Raw genomic sequence first — 21,271 nt, 5'->3', positions numbered from 1 at the left:
TGATCGTAGGCTTGGTGGGCCGTTACCCCGCCAACTACCTAATCAGACGCACGCCCATCTTCAAGTGAAATTCTTTAACAATCAATTCATGCGAACCAATTGTCTTATGGGGTATTAATCCAAGTTTCCCTGGGCTATTCCCCGCTTGAAGGAAGGTTGCGTACGTGTTCCGCACCCGTTTGCCGGTCGCCGCCCATGTATTGCTACACTGCGCTGCCCCTCGACTTGCATGTATTAAGCCTGCCGCTAGCGTTCATCCTGAGCCAGGATCAAACTCTCCATTGTAAATGTTGTTTGATGCTGACTGCTAATTCAAAGTAGAATTAACGTGTCAAATCGAATATTTCGCTTGACTTACCTAAGTGCATAAATAGAGTCTATTTATGTGCTATTGTTTCCCAACTTTCAAAGATCTTTCAGCTTTTACGCCTACCCGTTTTTTGAACGGGAGTGCAAAGGTAAGAGCCATTTTATTCCTAGCCAAATTATTTTTCAAAAATTCGAAAAAAATCGGCGTGAAAATCAGATGATTATTTGAGTAGAACTAACCCGTTTTTTTGAAGCGGACGGCAAAGATACAGCAACCATCTTTCACCACAAAAAAAATCCTCTTCTTTTATTCACATCCCCCTTACTCCTGAATCACTTATGTCTTAGAACTACCCCGCTTTTCATTTGCGGGTCGCAAAGATAGGATGCCAGCGTTCTCCAACAAATCTTTTTTGAAAAAAATTGAAGAAAGTCTGGAGCGGGAGGGGCGGGAGACGGGAGGCGTGAGGCGTGAGTTTCGTGAGACGTGAGGCGTGAGGCGGGAGAGGTGAATGGTGAATGGTGAATAGTGAATAGTGAATGGCGAATAGTGAATTAAAAATATAATAATCAATAATTTACAATGATCCAGGTTCATTCTTTGGTATTGGCTGATCGGGGAAATAACCCTGGGGAAAGCCTACCTCTACTAAATACAACCCCAACCCGGGGGCCGCAAAACTCGCACGGGTGCAATCCCTGGCTTCAATGACCTGGCGAAACTCCGCTATGCTCATCTTCCCCCTGGCTACCAATAACATAGTAGCCACCAAAGCCCTCACCATCCCCCGTAGAAACCGATTGGCCCTGACCTGATATATAAGACAATCACCCTCCTCCACCCATCGACTGACTTCCAACCGACACAGGGCGGTCTTTGCCTGGGTATTACGCTTGGAAAACGAGGTGAAATCCTGATACTCCATTAATACTGAAGCCGCCTGGCCCAATAAACCCCGGTCAATCGTATAGGGATAATACCAGCTCCTGTCCTGTAAAAACGGGTCGCGCTCCCTGGCTAAATAATAGCGGTATTCCCGGTAAATGGCGTCAAACCGACTGTGCGCTTCCTCTCCTACCTGAAATACACGCTTGATCGCTATGTCCCGGGAAAGAATGGCATTGAGTTTATATACCAGGGTAGGTAACAGATCGCCTTCATAATCAAAATGGAAATAATTCTGCAAGGCATGCACACCGGCGTCTGTGCGGGAGGACCCCGTGAGACGTATTTCTTCTCTTTGTAAAATCTTTAAAGCCTGTTCAATCTCCCCTTGTACCGTATGGGCATTCTCCTGTACCTGGAAGCCTTTGTAATGTGTCCCCTTATACGACAACTCCATGAAGTACCGGCTCATCTTATTGGGGCGATTTTGTGGATTGTGCCTCCCACCAGACACGAAAACGATCCGCCACTACAGGATCCTTTAACTCCTCCTGTAGCTTGCCAAAACTTTCGGGATCAGAGACATGGGGAAATGCCATTTGATAAAAACCCAATTTCCCCGCATCACCCAGAAACAGGTTCCCGAGATTACGTATCTGGAGAGTGGTATAACATTTTTGAGAAAGGGGTTTTTTAGCCTTCTCTGCCATCGCAGCATCACTTACTTCTCCTGCCATTTCCCGTCTAACCTGGAAGAAATCTTCTTCTGTGGCCAAAACCGGGCAACGCTGTGGCTTTGCTTCCTGCTTTACACTATCGGGGAGTATTTCTAAAAACTTCAGCTCGGTCTTCTTTTCCTCCACCGGTTTATCCTGCACGATCGGAGCTGACTTGGCTGGAGGTATCAAAATCCGAACGGTATCGATCCTGCCATCGGGGAACTGATCAAGGAAAACAATACCAAATCCACCGGTGGTCGAACTCTCCGAGCGTCTTATCACTTTTGACAATTGATAGGCTGGCTCTTCCGGGGTCTGAGATATAACCCGTACAGGCTCCTCTTTGACCGGCACTGCTTCTTTGGGATCCTCCTTTGGTATTTCAGTTTGTTTAACCGGCTCAGCTACCTTGGGTTCCTCCTTAGGTACTTCCGCTTGTCTGACCGGTTCGTCTGCCTGTTTCCTGACTGTATCTACCGCAGGTTCGCTAGGCTTTACTGCCAAGGATATACCGGGGGTGTCGGTAACGGGTTTTGAAAAAACAATTGTGTCCTTCGTTACTATTTCCTTTTTCTCTTCCACCTTAACTACCGGAGAATCCAGGATTACTTTTTGAACGGTATCAACCGCAACGGTCGCTACAGGTTCCTCGAGGATGACCCTCTCCTTCAGGGTGGTGTCATTGGATGCTTTTACAAGGAGATCCGTAAATTCATTGGGTTCCTTTTTCTCTGTTCGGATCACTGATTCTCCGGGAGCGGAACCCATCCGGGAAGCCATTTGCACACCCAATGTTTGCAGGTCAAATAGCGCCCACCCCTTCTCGGGAAAATGTTTAAGGAGAAAGCCATGATCCTTATGGTTCATGGTATAATAAAAGTTCTCCTGCGCTTCCCGGCCGGGAAAACCAATAGAGAAAAAATGCGTCGTGTCCTTTAATTTCGGCAGGATCAGGTAACCACTGGCCGTGGAGCTATATAGCTTCTCCCCCATTTTCAAAAAAAAGGGTTGTTGGTTTTCAGTTTGAAAATAGAGAAAATAGTTACGCTGGGCCGAAGCCGCTAACACCGTCAGAATCAATATTGCGAGAAAAAAAGACCTTCTGATCATAAATCGCCGGTTACACGGTTTTGAACTTAAAATGATGATAACGAAGATACGTATTGTCCCGTCTCTCTGACCTGTTAAAATTATTACCGCCTGTCAAAAACCCCCAGCGCATTAGGCAATTGCGGCTATTTTTGTCACTTACAAAATCAAGATATGAAAAGATCACTGTTAAGCTCTCTGTTGCTTGCCATTACCCTCATCGGATTTGCGCAAAAAACCGAACCTACTGTCGAAGAAGCCTGGAAGAAAGAGTACCGGGAAACCGCCACCCGGATCAACGACCTGGTACATACCAAACTGGAGGTTAAACCGGATTTTAGCAAATCCTACCTCTACGGAAAGGCCTGGATCACCCTGACCCCGCATTTTTACGCGACGGATTCGCTGACCCTGGATGCAAAAGGTATGGAATTCAAATCCGTGTCACTGGTTAAAGGAACCCAGAAACTGCCGTTAAAATACACGTATAACGACTGGCAGCTGAAGATAGCCCTTGATAAAACCTATAAAGCCAATGAGAAATACACGGTCTATATTGATTATACCGCCAAACCAGATGAGTTTGAAGCGCGCTACGCAGAGCAGGCTATGCTGGGAATAAAAGGGATGTATTTTATCAACCCCAAAGGGGAAACAAAAAATAAACCCACACAGATCTGGACACAGGGAGAAACAGAATCCAGTTCAGCCTGGTTCCCCACCATTGATAAAACAAATCAGAAAACCACCCAGGAGCTGACCGTAACTGTGGACAATAAATATGTCACCCTTTCCAACGGTAAACTCATTTCACAAAAGAAGAATACCGATGGTACACGTACGGACTATTGGAAAATGGACCTGCCTCACGCTCCCTATCTCTTTTTCCTGGGGGTTGGTGATTATGCCGTAATAAAAGACAAGTACAAAGGCAAGGAAGTGAATTATTATGTGGAACCTGAATATGCCTCAGTCGCCCAGAAAATATTTGGCAACACCCCGGAGATGATGGGCTATTTTTCCAGGATCACCGGAGTAGAGTATCCCTGGATCAAATATTCGCAGATCACGGGTCGCGATTATGTGGCCGGTGCCATGGAAAATACCACAGCCACCATCCACCAGGATCAGGCACAACAGGATGCACGCGAACTGATCGATGGAAATATCTGGGAAAGCACCATTGCACACGAACTGTTTCACCAATGGTTTGGTGACTATGTAACCGCCGAAAGCTGGAGCAACCTGACCGTCAACGAATCCTTTGCCGACTATAGCCAAACCCTGTGGGATGAATACAAATATGGCAAAGACGCCGGCGACGCGGAGAATTTCTCCGGTTTGAATTCCTATCTCTCCGGCTCCAGCGAAAATGTAGCTATGCAAGGCGGAGACCCTGAATCTGCCAGCGATAAAAAAGACCTGGTCCGTTTCTATTATGAGAACCGCGAAGATATGTTCGACCTTGTAAGCTATCAGAAAGGCGGACGGATTCTCCACATGCTTCGCCATCTGGTAGGTGACAGCGCCTTCTTCAAATCACTTAACGTTTACCTGACCACGAATAAATTCAAATCGGCTGAAGCCCATCAATTGCGACTGGCCTTTGAAGAAGTGACCGGGCGCGACCTGAACTGGTTCTTCAATCAATGGTATTTTAATAATGGACACCCCAGTGTAACCATTGACTATAAATATGATGATGCCGCCGGAATAGTACAGGTCATCGTCAAGCAAACCCAGAAAAGCGGCAAGCTATTCCGCCTCCCCATTGCCGTGGATATTTATAATGGCAGTGCGAAAAAACGCTATTCGGTTTGGGCGGAAAATGCGGTAGATACCTTTAGTTTTTCCTATACCCAACACCCGGATCTGGTAAATGTGGATGCAGACAAAGTATTGCTGTGGCAGAAAAAAGATAACAAGACCCTGGATAATTTCATCCATCAATACAAATATGCGGGTAACTATGTGGACCGCCGCGAAGCCATCCTTTTTGCCGGGAAAAATCAGAAAAATGCGAAAGCGCTTGATCTGATAAAAACAGCTATGCAGGATCGCTATCATGGTCTTCGCCGCCTGGCGATCAGCCAACTGAACCTGAAAGATGAAAAAACCAAAGCGGAAGTCGAGCCTATTCTGCTCGGCCTGGCAAAAAATGATAAAAAATCCCTGGTCAGGGCGGATGCCATTGAGGCCCTGGGTGAATACGGGAAAAAAGACTACCAGTCTCTGTTTGAATCAGCCGTAAATGATTCTTCCTATACCGTATCAGGCAATGCCCTTCGTGCGCTCGATGAATTGGATCCGGAAAAGGCTTTATCCATTGCCAAAAAACTGTATGGCACAAAGATCAAAGGTTCATTGAAAGATGCCGTACAAACCTCCTTACTCAATTCAGGTGATGAAAACGTGGGTGCTTCGATACTGGATGAATTTATCGGCATGCCCCTGAGCAATGCTAAATTCGGCTTATTGAATGGACTCTCTGTATACCTGATGGCCTCCGATAATGTGGACCAGGTAAAGAAAGGAACGGATGCGATCGCTGAATTCCGGGATGCTATTCCTGAATCATTTAAAAATCAAACAGATCCTTTCCTGAACAGCACGCTGAAAAACATCATGGAAGCGAAATTGAAGAAGATCAAAGAAAAGGGAGAAGATGCCGGTTTACGCACCATGGTAGATTATATCAAGGCCAAATTACCGGAGAAAGGCTTCTAACCAGGATTTAAGGAAATTGCTTATTACAACGATTAAATATTTCTCGCAGCGCTTGCAAAGATATTTTGTGAGCGCTGCGAGAAACTTATAATCCAAAAATGCTGTGTATTCTGTGTAAATAGTATTACCAGCTGCTTCCGGCTCCACCACCACCAAAACTTCCTCCACCAAATCCGCCGAATCCACCGCCGCCACCGCCGCCGGACCAACCTCCGCCTCCGCCGCCCGACCAGCCACCGGTGCCGATCCATGGACCTACCCAGCCTCTGTAACCACGGCGTGACATCATACCACCTCCTTTGCCACCCCCTTTTATAAAGGCGATAAGCAACCAGAAACCAACGATGAGTGCAAAAATGAGAAGCGGATGTAAACCGTCTTTGTCTTTACGATTGGCATATCCTTTTGGTGCCACATACTCACCTGCGGCGGCTTTTATCAGGGCATCTACGGTATTATCAAGCCCGCGGTAATAACTACCCTTTCCTTCCTTTAGGTAGGGTACTAATTCATTATCAACGATTCGTTTTGCTGTGATATCGGGTATCGCCCCTTCGAGGCCATATCCGGTAGCGATATAGGCATCGCGGCGGGTATCATCTTCGCCGGTGGAGATCAACACCACGATCCCGTTATTAAAATCCTTGCTTCCCACTTTCCATTTTCTTCCAAGGGCTGTCGCGAATTCATTGGCCTCATAGCCTTTCAGATTTCCCATGATCACAATCGCGATCTGGTTGGAAGTGCTGTCATCGAAGGCCACCAATTTCTGCTCCAATTCCTCCGCCTGATGGGTCGTCAGAAAATCCCGGGTACTGGTAAAGTCATTGTACAACCGGGCGGGGTTGGGAGGATCTGGTATTGCTTTGTCCACCTGTGCGGTCAGGCAAAACGTAGTGAACAATAATATGGTAGTAAAAAGTAGGCGCATGTTCATTTACCAAAGACGATATCGTCCGGTAATTCATTTTTATCCGTATCGTTGTTATAGGGAAAATGTTGATGAAGTACCTGCCCGATATCGATCACACATTGGCGAAGGCCTTCAGCGTAGTTTTCTTTTATGAAACTTCCAGTCATTCGTTTCACCTCCTTGATCCAGAACTCCTGTCCCACCCGTTTGTGGATCCCTTCATCACCAAAAATGGCCAATTGATGGTCTTTTACGGCGATATACACCAACACACCATTCCGGTCATCGGTCTTATCCATTTTTAACTGAAAGAAAATTTCCCCGGCCCGGTCTACAGGATCCATAAACCGGCATTTGCTTTCCACAAATACACGCACTTCCCCACTCGTCATGCGCTCCGCGTCACGGATAGCCTGCACGATCGATAATCTCTCCTCTTCCGAAAAGAGAGCGGGTTTTTTGCGCCAGGGGAAGAAGGTCATTTTGTCTCCATCATGTTTTCAGGAATCTTCGGCGCATTCTGACTGCCTTCATCGGCTTTAAAGCCTTCTTTGGGATTAAAGCCAAACATACCGGCAAGAAGATTCATCGGGAATGACCTTACCTTGGTATTATACGTATTGATGGCTCCGTTAAAGTCATTTCTGGCCGTATTGATCCGGTTCTCCGTTCCTTCCAGTTGTGCCTGCAGGTTGCGGAACCCTTCGTTAGCCTTCAGGTTAGGATAGTTCTCTACCACTACCATCAGTCGTTGAAGGGCACTGCTTAACTCTCCTTGTGCCTGTTGGAATTTTTGAATATTCTCGGGAGTCAGCTGATTCGGATCGACCTTGATACCACCCAGGTTCTTATACCGGGCTTCAATGGTTTGAATTAACGTTTGCTGTTCGAAGGTAGCTTCACTGCGAACTGTATTGACCAGGTTCGGGATCAGGTCTGCCCGACGTTGGTAAGAGCTTTGTACGTTGCTCCACATGTTCTTTACGTTCTCATCCTGCTTTACAACACCGTTGTATCCGTTACAACCCCAAAAGAGGAAGATCACAAGAATACCAACAATAACAATCAATCCAATATTACGTGTTCCTTTCATGGTTGAAAAGTTTTTAGAATATAAAGGTAGGAGTTAGTTGAATTGAATATCAACATTGGCTATTAATTATTAGGAAAGGCGAAAAAACCCGAAGAGAGGATATTCCCACCTACTAATAATTAATAATCAGTAAATAATAAATTGATTGCCTCTATTTCACAGCAGCAATACCCGGCAGTTCCTTGCCTTCAAAGTACTCCAGCATGGCTCCGCCACCCGTGGAAACATAGCTTACTTTATCCGTATAACCGAACTGGTTTACCGCGGAAACACTGTCACCTCCACCTACCAGGGAAAACGCACCTGTTCCCGTGGCTTCCGCTACGGCTGTGGCGATGGCCTTTGTTCCTGCCTGGAATTTCTCCATTTCAAATACACCCATGGGTCCGTTCCAGAGGATGGTCCTGCTGCTTTTGATGACCCGGGCAAATTCCACCCTGGCGTCGGGACCAATATCCAACCCCATCCAGCCATCGGGGATCTGATTGCTCGGGGTAATGGAGGTTTCGGCATCTGCGGCAAACTTATCGGCAATCACGCTATCGGAGGGCAGGTGCAGGTTCACCCCTTTTGCTTTGGCTTTCACCAATAGTTCTTTGGCTGTGTCCAGCCTGTCCTCTTCACAAAGGGATTTACCGATTTGTCCACCCTGGGCTTTCATAAACGTATAAGCCATGCCACCTCCGATAATGATGTCGGTGGCTCTTTCCAGGAGGTTTTCGATGATGAGTATCTTATCAGACACTTTAGCGCCACCGATAATGGCGGTAAATGGTTTTTCGGATTGGTGTAATACTTTTTCAGCACTGGATACTTCGCCTTCCATTAAAAGCCCAAACATCCGCTTGTCTTTCGGGAAAAACTGCGCGATCACGGCTGTGGAGGCATGGGCCCGGTGGGCGGTACCAAAAGCGTCATTGACATATACATCTCCCAGTTGGGCGAGTTTTTTGGCAAATTCCTCATTTCCTTTTTCCTCTTCCTTATAAAAACGCAGGTTCTCCAGTAACAGCACTTCGCCCGGACGCATCATGGAAGCGGTAAGGCCAGCCTGTTCGCCAATACAGTCGTTGGCAAAAAGTACAGTGGTGCCTCCGAGCAGCTCGCTGAGGTGGCTGACCAGGTGTTTTAGAGAATACTTATCGGTGGGGCCGTCTTTGGGGCGACCCAGGTGACTCATCAGGATAACCGATCCACCATCGGCCAGTATTTTTTTGATAGTAGGTACGGCGGCCCGCATACGGGTATCATCGGTAATTTCAAATTTCTCATTCAGGGGCACATTGAAATCTACGCGGATCAAGGCCTTTTGATTCTTGAAGGAGTGGGTAGTAAAGGTTGACATGATTGTTCTTTTTAAACCGAAAGGGATAAATGAAAAATGCCCCGCCTGGGCGGGGCAATTCGTTGTGAAAATTTATTTGCTGATCAGTGTAGCAAAGTGGTGAACAGTGCGCACCAATTGGCTTACATAACTCATTTCATTATCATACCAGCTTACAACGCGCACCAGTTGGGTGTCACCGGCTACCTGAACACGGGTTTGGGTAGCATCGAAAAGTGATCCGTAGCTGCTGCCGATGATATCGCTGCTCACGATCTCATCTTCGGTATAACCAAAACTTTCGTTCGAACCGGCTTTCATGGCCGCGTTGATCTCTTCTTTGGTAGCTGTTTTTGCAATGATACAGGTCAACTCAGTAAGGGAACCGGTGAGGGTGGGCACCCGCTGGGCGGAACCATCCAGTTTTCCTTTCAGGCTGGGAAGTACCAGTCCGATGGCTTTGGCAGCCCCGGTGCTGTTGGGAACGATATTCTGAGCTGCTGCACGGGCCCGGCGAAGGTCGCCTTTGGCGTGCGGGGCATCCTGGGTATTCTGATCGTTCGTATAGGCATGAACGGTAGTCATTAAACCGTTGACAATGCCAAATTTTTCTTCAAGCACTTGCGCCATAGGAGCAAGACAGTTGGTGGTACAAGAGGCGCAACTGATCACAGTTTCGCTGCCATCCAGAATTTTGTGGTTCACATTGTAAACGATGGTCTTCAGGTCACCAGTAGCGGGAGCGGAGATCACTACGCGTTTGGCACCTGCGGTCAGGTGAGCAGCGGCTTTGTCTTTATCGGCAAAGAAACCGGTACATTCCAATACGACATCTACATCATGATCTTTCCAGGGAATTTCAGCCGGATTTTTCTGTGCATATACTCTTACGGTATCACCGTTCACCACGATCGCGTTTTCAGTGGCTTGAACATCTTCATTGAAACGACCCTGGGCGCTATCGTATTTCAGCAGGTGTGCCAAAACTTTAGGGCTGGTCAGGTCATTGATGGCTACCACATCGATTCCTTTCATGTTATATATCTGGCGATAAACAAGGCGTCCGATCCTTCCGAAACCGTTGATGGCAACTTTAACTGTGCTCATGGCGAATAATTAAAAAGATTAGGTAAATGAATTGAGAGGCAAATGTAGGGATGAATCGGGAATTTTTTACCAGAAACATGACTGATACTGGTCATCCATACACATGAGCGGGGACAAATCCAATTACCAAAAACAAACAACTGTTCAGTATTCGCCTACCTGCACATTTCCTGATAGTTCAGGGCTCTGCTGTTGGAAGGGTCGATCTCCAGTGCCTGTTGGAAAAAGGATCCGGCGGTTTCCCGGTTTCCTTCGGCTAAGTAAATCACACCCAGGTCAATCAGCACCTTGGTATTTGTTGGCTGAAGCGACAGTATATGATGCATTTGATCACGAGCATCTGCTAATTCATTCAAGGCGAGCAGCACGAGGGCCAGATGGTACCTTGTATTGGTATCCTCCGGGTCCAATGCCAGAGAGTTCAATAATGCGGTCCTGGCGATGCCATAGTTTTGCCTGATCCACTCCACAATCCCCAGTTGTTGCCAGGCAAAGGACTGTTTGGCATCCAAAGCGAGGCTTTTGTGAAAACAAGCCACCGCCTCTTCATATTTATTAAGGCCAGCTTTAGTGATACCCCATTGCAGCCAGTATTTGACGGTCTGCGGTTGCAGGAGGGTTGTTTTTTCCCAACAAGATTCTGCGGCATTAAAATCCTGTTGCATCATGGAAAGGGTAGCAAGGCTTTCCCAGGCCAGCACATTTCGGGTATCTTTTTCAATTGCTTTCACCAGCATTCTGGCCCCTTCCTCTCCATCTCCTTTCTGAATGAGAACATTTCCCAGGTTCAACCAGGCGGATGAACTGTCCGGGTTTATTTTAAGAGACTTGCGCAGGTATTTTTCGGCTTCTGCCCATTCCCCTTTTTGTTGCAATAAAAAAGCCAGGTTATTGCAGGCCGAGGAATGACGTGAATTTTCGCGAATGGCTTCACGGAATCCTGCTTCCGCAGCATCCAGGTCACCCTGAATTAGAAACTCTACACTTTGATTATTGATCTCGGAGGAGTGATTTGCACGTATCATGGTATTTCTTTTTTTTATTAACCTAATAATTTGTCACCGATGCCTTTGGCGATATCGCCTACACTGATATCGGGTTTTTCAAACTGAACATCATCGAGTGAAATATTGAATTCTTTTCCTTCTTCATAATGAACCGGGAACTTGACCCCGAACTTAAAGGCAGGTCCCCATTCAAATGAATAAAGGTTCCATTTCCACTCTTTAGATAATTCTGTCACCCAGAGGTCCAGGACCGCCTCGATGTAGGCATTTACATCAAACTTGAATTTGGGCTGTACAGAAAGAGAGGCCTGTGCATCCAGTTTGAATCCCTCGGTGGGGGTCCAATTCACAGTTACCCCTGCTTCGGCAGCACCTTCAATACCCAGCGCGCCACCAATTTCAATACCGCCTGCTACACGGGCAATACCTACACTTAAACCAATACCAGCCCTTATATAAAGTCGAAGTCCGGCCTCTGCAGGCACCCTGAATTTGGCCGTTCCGGTTACTTTGGTATTTTCTTCATGGGAAGGATTGTAGGTTACCTCCACCGCTGCTTCGGTTAATTGTCCAGGCCCTATGCTGGCATAGCCTTCCAATCCACCTCCGATGGTAGCCACCAATCCGATACTCCGGCTACCAATGGGAATCGCAAAAATGGGTATCTCGATCGTTGGGGCTTTGAAAATCTCTTTCTTGATCTCCTTTTTTTCGAAGATGTCGACGGTGGCTGGGATTCCAATTTTGCCCGTTACCTCCAGACTTCCATCGGGCAGGAGTTTTACACCGGCTGTTCCCTGCAACCAATCCGTGATCCTTAGCGTAAGTGAACCACCACCAAAAGGTGTGAGTGATTCGGAAGGACCACCAGCCGGTTTTCCATCTGCCCCTACGCTCCGGTTTGTTACCCCAACGGTAACAGACCCGGATAAGCGCCCTTTGGCATATCCCACCGTTCCCATCACCGTGATCACACCATCCACATATTCCACACTCAGATCCGTACTGATTCCAGGGATATTGGGTTGCACATTTCCCGACAAGGCCACTTTATATTCTTCACCTGTTTTATTTACGCTGGCCTTGATCTTACCACTTTTGATCAATTGATGCTTGAGATCCACTTCTCCATTGATCTGAAGCTGATCCTGCCCATACACCACATCCAGTTTACCCGACTTAATACCCGGAATATCAAATTCTGCTGTACCTGAAGCGGAAAGCGTGGTTCCATCGTACCCCACCGTGATCTCAGCCTTTTTTACACCTTTTATCTTTCCTTTGGGTATTTGAATATTTCCTTTTATTTCCCATTTATCACTTCCATCTGCCCCATGCACATAAGACACATCAACTGAAGCCTTATCAAATATTTTTTTATCAAATTCAAAGTTCCCTTTGATTGCAAAAACACCCGATGATTTGCCTTCTCCACTGATAGTGCCCTTTCCTACATTAACGATCTCAAAATTTACATCACCTCTAACTCCGATACCTGCTGTTCCGGCAAAAATGGTCAGACTGGCATCGTTGATCTTAAACGGTGGCGGCACCGTTATATCGCCTGCATAAAATGTTTTGGAGATCTCTACATCCTGTCCAATGATCGAGATATCAAGTCCATCCTTACCTAATATTCCTACCGTAGGTATGATCTTGCCTTTAGCGACAATACCCTTACCAGGAACCAATTCTGCCGATTCGATCTCAATCGGACTCATCCCTTTTAATTTCAGGTTGGATAAGACTGTCTCCAAGTCATCTCCCCGGGTCCTTCTTTTCATATGCCCCCCAAAGTCTACGCCCGGCATCTGAAAAAGATTGATCTTAATATTATCGAGCGGTTCAAATAACTTTTTATTCAGTTCGAATTTTCCCTGAATATAGCCTACACGATCTCCACTCTTATCCAACACAATGGATCCGGAGAATCCAGGCATACGATTCAGACTTTGATTATCCATTCGGGCACCACCGGCTGGAGAGGTGTAGGCCACGGGATTTTTATCCGTTCCCGAAAGCTGTTCAATTTCTTTCTCCGACATTTTGGTGAAATTCTCCAGATGCTCCCCACCTTCAATCTGATCCCTGGACCAGAAACCATCCTTACCTCCTCCTTTTGTGCTTTTCTCTGTCTTACCCGTAAATGAGATATTCTCAAAACTGATCTGATAATTGGTAAATGCATGATCCAGGCTGAAGGACTGATTGGTATCAGTAATGAATTCCTGCACCCCTTTTTCGATATTGCCTGCAATAAGTGAACCCGAACTTCGGTTACCTGAAAAGTTCACCAATTCCATATTATCAATCGTATTCTCTCCACCCACCAACTGAAGCTCCACAATATGGTCCACATCAAAAGCCGACACGGCACCTGAAGCATTCCATAGGGGTCGCTTGCTGTTTTCAATCAGTGTTTGTTCCGTTCCAAAAAGTTTTATTTCCTTCCACTTCAGGAAATACACATCCGGACTGTCATTCTTTTTTCCCGCTTTCTTCTTAAGGCTTTCCACCCCCTTCTTTACTCCCTCGCTGATCTTGGGGTCACTCGTCCAGATGGCTGTTTGCCCCTTGGATCCTTCAGCCGCTTTTCTGCTATATGGAAACTTTCGCTTAATACTGGACCCGTACTTCCCTTTGTTTCGTGCTTTGAATTGAGGCACTTCGAGTGAAGGCAGAATGATCTCCTTCCCTTCTATTCTGCCTTTGCTACCACTACCGCCCTTTTTCCCAGGAGGGTCCTTCCGCTGAACCTTGGCCCGCTGCACCTGATCTCTCTGTTGCACTACGTGGGTCAGTTCATGGGCGAGCAGTTCTTTTCCACTATCACTATCCGGATCATATTTTCCTTCATTGAAGAAAACATCATTCCCTATTGCAAAAGCCTGCGCATTGAGCGAGGCGCAGAGTTCTGCCGCCTCTTTATCAGCATGTATCTTAACCTCCGAAAAATCATACCCAAATGAATCATTCATCTGACTCATGAGATGGGGTTCCAACGGCCGGCCTGAGCCCCTTTTGGCATTGATCTTTTGTTCAATGGCATTTAACTTAGCCTCGTCCGCCATTTCATCGCCACCGGCCTCTGGCCCCTGCCCCTTGTCATTTTCTGCCCTTTGCGCATTGGAGAAATTTGGTTTTTGCTGGACCTGGCTGGGTTCCTTTTTCCCATCCTCTTTTTTGTTCAATGAACGGGGCTTGACACTGGTATCTTTCTCTTTATCTACCGGCTTTTTCTCCTTGTTATTCTCATCCTTTTTTGCTACCGCGTCTTTTTTATCTTCTCCACCGGCCCCTTTTTTGGCAACTTTAGGCTTCTCCTTTTCCTCTCCCTTTTTCTTTACTTCCTTTTCTTCCCCTTTCTTCTTCACTTCTTTCTCCTCTCCCTTTTTCTTCACTTCCTTTTCCTCACCCTGCCCTTTCTTTTTCACTTCTTTCTCCTCCCCTTTTTTCCTGACTTCTTTTTCCTCTCCTCCTTTCTTCTTTACTTCCTTCTCTTCACCCTTCTTCTTCATTTCTTTTTCTTCTCCCTTCTTCTTCATTTCTTTTTCTTCTCCCTTCTTCTTTACCTCCTTTTCTTCCCCCTTCTTCTTCATTTCCTTCTCATCGCCTTTTTTCTTTACATCTTCTTTTTTGTCTTCTGCTTTATTAACCTGATCTTTCTCATTATCCTTTTTGGTCTTCACTCCTTCCTTCTTTGGCTCTGTATTCGGTTCGGTCATTGGCTCAGGAGCCTTGGCCACTTCTTTTTTGTCATCTTTCTTTGCGGCAGACTTTTTATCCTTTTGATCGTCGACCACTTTTTTGGCAACGGTATCCGCTTCCTTCTCTGCGGGATCAGAAGCTTTACTAACACTCAACTTGGTTTGAACAGGCAGGCCGCCGCCCTGATTAAACGGGCTTGTCTTGGAAGCCGAGCCTGATTTGGATTGTCCTATAAACCCCATACACTCATTTTTAATTAGTTTGCCATCTCAGAAGCCATGGCTTGTTCCTTTGCCAGCTCCCTGCGAATACCATCCATGATATATCCTTGCGTAATGATATTCCCTCCATTCTTCAATGCCATGATCGATGCGTACCGAACGACATTCATGATATTTGCGCCATTGAGCGAAAAGTCACGGGCGATGTTTTCCAGTAACACAGATTTGTCTCTGATCGTTTGTGCTGAAAAGCTTTGCTTCCAAAGGCGCAACCGTTCTTCTGTGCCGGGGGCAAGGAAGGGTACAACGCTATTGAAGCGGCGCAGGAAGGCATTATCAATATTTCTTTTAAAATTGGTGGCGAGTATGGCCAGTCCATTGTATTCCTCCATGCGCATCAACAGGTAGGATACTTCCTGGTTGGCAAACCTGTCCTGTGCGGTTTGTGTTACCGATCGCTTGCCAAACAAGGCATCGGCTTCATCAAAAAACAGGATCCAGTTTTTATTTTGGGCCAGGTCGAAAATATGGGAGATGTTTTTCTCCGTCTCCCCAATGTATTTGGAAATTACCATGGAGAGATCGATCCGGTAAACCGGTAGTCCTTGTTCCTTGCCCAATAAGGCAGCCGCCAATGACTTACCTGTTCCTGGCGGGCCATAGAAAAGACATTTATGCCCTTCATTGATCTTGGTATCAAAATGCCATTTCTTCAATAAATGATCCTTATGTTTCAACCAAAGTCTGACCTCGTCAAGACCTTCAGCCGTTTCGCGATGGATCACCAATTGGCCCGGTTGATACGGCGTTGTGATCAGTCTGGCTGGGAAACTGCTGTTGAAGGGAGGATAATAGTGTGTGCCTGAGGTAAGATTTGTCATCACATCCCGGGACAGGTGAATCGCACCGCTCCATTCAGGTTCCAGGGGAGACACTTCATCCAGTTTCAATATTCCATGTACATGAAAAGCATGTTTGGGTGAGAACAGCAGGCTTACTTGTATCCTTCGCTCCAGGTTATTTCCGGCGAGCAGGAACAATGCGGTCTCTCCTGTAGGTATCAATCCTCCATGATGGGTTCCTCTCACTCCCCCCACCTCCGGGATCTGTGTGTTGGTTAATTGGAATTGTTGCAATGTCCTTTCAATCAGGAAAGGGTGTATAGCTGGCAGCAACCCCAGCAACAAAACAACCCTTTCGGCGGCATCCAGTTTATACCCGTTTACATACGCTGCATAAACAGACCTGGATCCACGTAAAGATGGGGGCGTGAGTTTCCAATCACCTTTCTTTTTTTCCAGGTGCCAGCGAAGACGTTTCTCCAGCAACTCTTCGAGCCACTGGAGTTCACGTCCAAGGTCTTCGGCATTACGTTTTAAATTCGGGTTTGCCATTGTGTAAAAAGGGGGTTTTTCATCCATGGAAGCTTGATGATGGAAAAGCTCCAGGGAATCTGTTCGATCAATATATCATACGCTTTCGCTGCCACATGTAATTGCCAACTACCGCCTTCCTTGGTGAGCCTGCCGGAACGCTGAACAAAACTTTCCCGCAGGGACTCCACCTTTGTACTTTTTAAAGCCGACCAATGAGAAAGGATCTCTTTCAGGAAAGTATTTGCCAATTGTTTTTCTCTTTTGGTCAAAAGACCCGGGCCATGTTCCAAAAGTTCAGCAGGATCAAGTCCGCACATTATTTTATTCAGTGCGAGGTGGTATTCTTCTCTTTTCTGTTCCCCAAAAACCAGGTACTCCATCCACCATATCGCTTTCTCTCTCGCCCTTTCATTGATAAATTCAGAATCCCTCACCCATCCGTTCTTCACCAAATACTTTTTGATCAAACCGGCATTTAACAGCACAATACCGGCATTGGAAATAAACAGGGTTTCTTTCCCCAACACCTCCTCTTGTGCTGTCAATACGTCCCGCTGACTTTTTTTAGCATCCGGCAAATCCTTAACAGAATGAGCGTGTTGCCCTGGAATCAAATTTTCGTTTGACCAACGCTCCAGAAACCTTTCCTGCCAGTCAAGTATAAAAGAAAAAGCAGGTGGAATCTTCGCTGAAAATTCACTATTGAGTCGTCCCGGTGAGGGTGGATTTTCCAATCGGTTGGAATAAGTTATTTCGGACACCCAGTCCAGAAGTTTGGTCCACCGTTCTTCTTTACTGAGAGGGTACATTAACAATGTCTTCCATACCTGTGTAAAGAAATCCAAACGGAAAGCCGATTGTCTCCATATTGGATTTACTAGAATGATCCATTGAAAAAACTGTCGGTACAGCGATCTTTCCAGTGGATCCTTCGTAAGTAATGATTCCTGTTTTTCGGGATCGGTCTGGCGGATCCAACTTAACAACCGGGCAAGCGCTTGCGGATTTTTGGCAACGACCTCCTGCAACCGAGCCAGGGTGTCCAACCTGTTCTCCTTCCATTCCTTCCACAGCCACTCCGTCAACGGAAGGCTGATATCACCTTGCCAGGGCAATACCCCTGTTATCAGACATTCCCGGATCAGGTCCCAATAAATCGCCCGGTCCAGTTTCTGATCCAACTTTCCATTTTCCCGGGCACTTTTAATAAGATCATCATGCCGTGAATAATTAGCCAGGGGTTGGCTGACCTGTTGCTGATTTAATTCTTCCTGAATGGATTCCTTTAATCGGTCTATCCAATCTGTCTGCTCAATATCGATCCATCCCAGGTCGATCTCCAATCTGTCGATCACCCAACGCTGCCCATTTTCCTGAAAGGGTTTAAGGGTCTTGTCCATAAACCTGTCTATATCCAAATTCCTGACAACACTTGTCCATTGCCCGGCCGTTTCCTCGTCTGGCACCTGTGCATCAAAAAGCACCGTTCTTATTTTATGTGCGTATTCATTCATGGGTTGAACACCTTAATCAATGCAGAGATATCCACTTTGCTGATCCATTCTTTTAATAAGGGCGCCGAATCCAGGAGGGAATTCTCGGCTGATTCGGTTTTCTCCTTCTCCAGTTGGATCTGTCCTTCCATCTTGCTATTGGCCTGTACGCGTTTGGTCTTGTACCCATCCATCTCTACTTCAATGGCTGTGCCTGCCTTTGCGCCCTTTATGGAGTAATTTCCCTTCTCGTCCGTATATACTTCTTTTTCACCCAGCCGTACGGTTGCTTCTGAAACCGGTTTACCTTTTTCATCGAGTATGGTTCCCTTGACCGTGGTATCTGCCGGAGCGTCATCTTTGTCATAGACATTCAATATCAATGTCCCGGGTATGGAATTCCCCTTGGCTGTCATGAGGTAGGGTATCTCGGTGAGTTCGGGTGTGCGGGCTCTATTGACATAGAACACCATCTGCTTTTTCTTATCCGTCAGTAATGCCACCTGATTGCCCAGTGGAGTTGTATACACCTGTGCCTGTTGACCCTGTACTGTTCTAATGGTATAATCCTCCGTGAAGGAAAGTTTCACTTCCTCGCCTTTATAGTCAGCTGTTGCATATGGGTAATATACTTTTGCCTTGGTACCAACAGCAATGTTGATATTATACGATCCGTTGGCGGATATTTTTCCTTTAATGACCAGGAGAAGGATGCCTTTTACAAAATTCGAAGCAAAATTTCCTTTGAGAAAATAATAGAACAGATAAACCCCTGGTTTGACATTTGGGTCTTTGGGATTCAAATCAACCTGAAAATAATGGCCTTCAGCAAGATTACTTACCCATGCCCCTTTTAAATAAGGCACTGGATTCTGTCCCTGGGAATCAAAACTTATTAAAAAATCCTGATCAATCATGGAATCTCCCTTATAGAATCCCATACTATCCAGTTCCATGCGAAAGACCGCCTTATTTTGTACCCAATACGCCAGGTCGCGACCTGAGGTATTGGTATTCGCCAGGTCGACAACCATGATGACTGGTTTTTCCAAAGGCGGAACCAGTGATCGGGTTTTATTGTCGCAGGGATTTGTCTTACAGCCACAGGAGCAATGGTCAAGATCAGGCAAGTTGAAATCGGCGATGATCTGTTTGTTTTGATTGGCATCGTACACCATCAGGAATGTTTCCCCTCTTCGAACCCCGGCCAGGTGCTCCCAACCTGTTACTTTCTTGGCTAATTCCTGTACTCCTTCCAACTCGGTTTCTGTCAGAATACCGGTGCGGTAGAGATAGGAATACCAGATGCGGTATATTGGGCAAAAGAAAATGATGTTCAGCAGGTTCTGGGTTTGATTAAAACCCTGATTGGCGTCACCCGGGTTATTCTGCCATTCGTTACCCAAGGCTTTAACCCATTCCATGTAGATCTGTGCATAAAGCAATTTGTATTTATCGTAGTCAAAATCCTTCAGGCATCTTACTTCCAATAATAAAGACATCATGTCCTTGATATGGGAAATAATGTTTTGAAATAAAGGAATGGCGAAGGGTTCCAGGATGATAAGGTATTCCCGCATGTATCCGAGTACACGGTCACGGTAATAATTAAAGTCTTCATCCAGATCAGGGAAGTGGCAACTGACCACTTTGGTATTCGATCCGGTCTGTACCGATGCGGAAGCAATATTGAAAGGAAGATTGAGCTGATTTCTCAGGTTATCCAGAAATAAGGTAGCCGCATCCACATTGGTATTCATGTGGCCTTCGATCCGGTAGAAATCAGTTGCCCGTCCATCCAGTGCCAGCAATTCATCCTGACCTGCCGCATTATCTGACACCAACTGATATCCTTTGTGTTGAAGTATCTTGTTACGGCGGGTGGAACCATAATTCCATACCGCCCGTACGCCTGCCGCATCTGCCTTTCGATAATAATAAGGCAGGGCCCTTACCTCGATCGGGTTTTCATAATCCTTACTGGGACTGACTTTGATAAATGTTTCCTGCGGGTTGACCGTAAACGTATCGATCATTCTGGTCAGGCGCAGTAAGAGTTGCTGTACCTCTTCATACAACATGAACTGGGTATCCATAACCGGTGAGGGAACAAAATAATGACGGTACCTGAATCCCTGCGGAGCCGGGTTCAGGTATTTATTTTCACTATACCATTTCTTGCTATCGTCATTGTTCTGCGCTTTTCCGAGCATGATATGAAATGGATGCTGATATTCATTTCCGCCACACTCGCCAATGAGATCGGTCGTTTTTTGATAAAGATCGTTATAGGCATCTGCCACATCTCGGGAATAATCGTAGAGGTATTGAATATAATTGTCAAAAGCCGCATTGTTCCGAAAGGCTTTGGCCAGCGTAGCAAACCGGTTGCCGATATTCGAGGCCGGAGGGGCGGTTAACCAGGGATGGTCAGTCGTCATACTCGCCATCTGGGTACTGAATACCCAGGGGAAGGCATTCACCAGCGCATCGATCGTTTGGCCTACACCGTCCAAATACGCATTGGTGATCTTGTTTGTCACCAGTTGTTTCATTTGCGCAGCCGTCGTAATGGTCTGCAGAAATCCGTTGCTAAACAGATTTGGTACCGTGAGCAGATTGGCAGGAGGGCCCTGCAATTTGCTATTGATTCCTTTCCAGCCCCTGCCCGCTTCTGTGTGAAATGTTTTTGTTGAATTGGCATCCAGGATACTATTGATTACACTGATCGGGACCAGCAAAGGTCTGGGTGTAAAAATGTAGGTCTTCCCTTTGTCGTCACAATTTTCATCCAGGCATTTTGCCGTATCCTTCGGATCGATCTCATACAATAATATCAGGACGCGGTTGACCCGATCGGCTTCGAGCAGCTGGCTTTTGGGAGCAACAGCTTCTGCATTGAACTGTCCCAATGTGATCAACTCATAGATGGTCTCATTGGTAAGTACTGAGGGGTCATTAAAAGGGATATACTGGTCAAGTCCGGTATAGTTTCGACGGTGTGTATAGGTGACAACGGCATTATTCTCTACGGGACGGGTATAAACCATTAAATACCCGGCGGAGGTGATGGCACAGCCTTCCTGAATAACGACCTCGGCATTTACCCCAAGTGTATTCCAGTCAAAACTGAGACCACACACGATACCGGTGCCTATTAGTTTATTCCGGGTATACCGCTCCTGCTGAAACAGGAAATCAGCCATATCATTCAGGTGTTGATAGGTCAATACCTGGTTGGGCTGGAAGAAAGGCATTGTCGTGTGTACGGGGTTCAGGAGTTTGAATGCCATATCATG

General features: G+C 46.4%; 13 protein-coding genes and 1 rRNA gene (1 of these 14 cut by a window edge). 1 reads left to right on the top strand and 13 read right to left on the bottom strand.

The annotated features are described in order from the left end of the window. From J0M30_15145 to J0M30_15135, 3 genes are all read right to left on the bottom strand, one after another. Positions 1-285 (bottom strand): 16S ribosomal RNA (locus J0M30_15145) (it extends 1,243 nt beyond the left edge of the window). Between the two features lie 602 nt (positions 286-887). Continuing rightward, positions 888-1,667, bottom strand: a complete 780-nt coding sequence (gene truA, locus J0M30_15140; protein MBN8668831.1) for a tRNA pseudouridine(38-40) synthase TruA — start codon at positions 1,665-1,667, stop codon at positions 888-890. Between the two features lies 1 nt (position 1,668). Then, positions 1,669-3,024, bottom strand: a complete 1,356-nt coding sequence (locus J0M30_15135) for a hypothetical protein (protein MBN8668830.1) — start codon at positions 3,022-3,024, stop codon at positions 1,669-1,671. 153 nt (positions 3,025-3,177) lie between these two features. Between J0M30_15135 and J0M30_15130 the strand changes: the two genes are divergently transcribed. Further along, on the top strand, positions 3,178-5,730 hold the full coding sequence (locus J0M30_15130; GenBank protein ID MBN8668829.1) for a M1 family metallopeptidase: 2,553 nt from the start codon (positions 3,178-3,180) through the stop codon (positions 5,728-5,730). Between the two features lie 124 nt (positions 5,731-5,854). Here the strand turns inward: J0M30_15130 and J0M30_15125 are convergent, their stop codons facing one another. The 10 genes from J0M30_15125 to J0M30_15080 all read right to left on the bottom strand — a co-directional run bounded on the left by J0M30_15125 (position 5,855) and on the right by J0M30_15080 (position 21,265). After that, entirely contained in the window at positions 5,855-6,661 is an 807-nt protein-coding gene (locus tag J0M30_15125) for a TPM domain-containing protein (protein ID MBN8668828.1), read from the bottom strand. Between the two features lie 2 nt (positions 6,662-6,663). Beyond that, the gene (locus tag J0M30_15120) at positions 6,664-7,125 is read right to left on the bottom strand and encodes a TPM domain-containing protein (protein ID MBN8668827.1); all 462 of its coding nucleotides are present in this window, start codon (positions 7,123-7,125) and stop codon (positions 6,664-6,666) included. Then, the gene (locus J0M30_15115) at positions 7,122-7,736 is read right to left on the bottom strand and encodes a LemA family protein (GenBank protein ID MBN8668826.1); all 615 of its coding nucleotides are present in this window, start codon (positions 7,734-7,736) and stop codon (positions 7,122-7,124) included. Before J0M30_15115 ends, J0M30_15120 begins: the two co-directional genes overlap by 4 nt. 151 nt (positions 7,737-7,887) lie before the next feature. Further along, positions 7,888-9,081, bottom strand: coding sequence for a phosphoglycerate kinase (locus tag J0M30_15110; protein MBN8668825.1), 1,194 nt, complete (start codon positions 9,079-9,081; stop codon positions 7,888-7,890). Positions 9,082-9,153: 72 nt separating this feature from the next. Beyond that, complete coding sequence (gene gap, locus J0M30_15105) at positions 9,154-10,167, bottom strand: type I glyceraldehyde-3-phosphate dehydrogenase (GenBank protein MBN8668824.1); 1,014 nt, start codon at positions 10,165-10,167, stop codon at positions 9,154-9,156. Between the two features lie 155 nt (positions 10,168-10,322). Beyond that, positions 10,323-11,192 carry a tetratricopeptide repeat protein gene (locus J0M30_15100; GenBank protein ID MBN8668823.1) on the bottom strand — a complete coding sequence of 290 codons (870 nt, stop codon included), beginning with the start codon at positions 11,190-11,192 and terminating at the stop codon, positions 10,323-10,325. A gap of 17 nt (positions 11,193-11,209) precedes the next feature. Further along, positions 11,210-15,124, bottom strand: coding sequence for a DUF4157 domain-containing protein (locus J0M30_15095; protein ID MBN8668822.1), 3,915 nt, complete (start codon positions 15,122-15,124; stop codon positions 11,210-11,212). A gap of 14 nt (positions 15,125-15,138) precedes the next feature. Further along, positions 15,139-16,497: an ATP-binding protein gene (locus J0M30_15090; protein MBN8668821.1), complete on the bottom strand. Its 1,359-nt coding sequence runs from the start codon at positions 16,495-16,497 to the stop codon at positions 15,139-15,141. Then, positions 16,479-17,993: a hypothetical protein gene (locus J0M30_15085; protein ID MBN8668820.1), complete on the bottom strand. Its 1,515-nt coding sequence runs from the start codon at positions 17,991-17,993 to the stop codon at positions 16,479-16,481. Before J0M30_15085 ends, J0M30_15090 begins: the two co-directional genes overlap by 19 nt. After that, entirely contained in the window at positions 17,990-21,265 is a 3,276-nt protein-coding gene (locus tag J0M30_15080) for a carboxypeptidase regulatory-like domain-containing protein (protein MBN8668819.1), read from the bottom strand. The genes J0M30_15085 and J0M30_15080 overlap by 4 nt, the downstream gene beginning before the upstream one ends. Between the last annotated feature and the right edge of the window lie 6 nt (positions 21,266-21,271).

The organism is Chitinophagales bacterium (assembly GCA_017303415.1).
Classification (GTDB): Bacteria; Bacteroidota; Bacteroidia; order Chitinophagales; family Chitinophagaceae; genus SpSt-398.
Note: the sequence above shows the minus strand (reverse complement) of the source record. Positions and strands in the feature narration are given on the sequence as shown.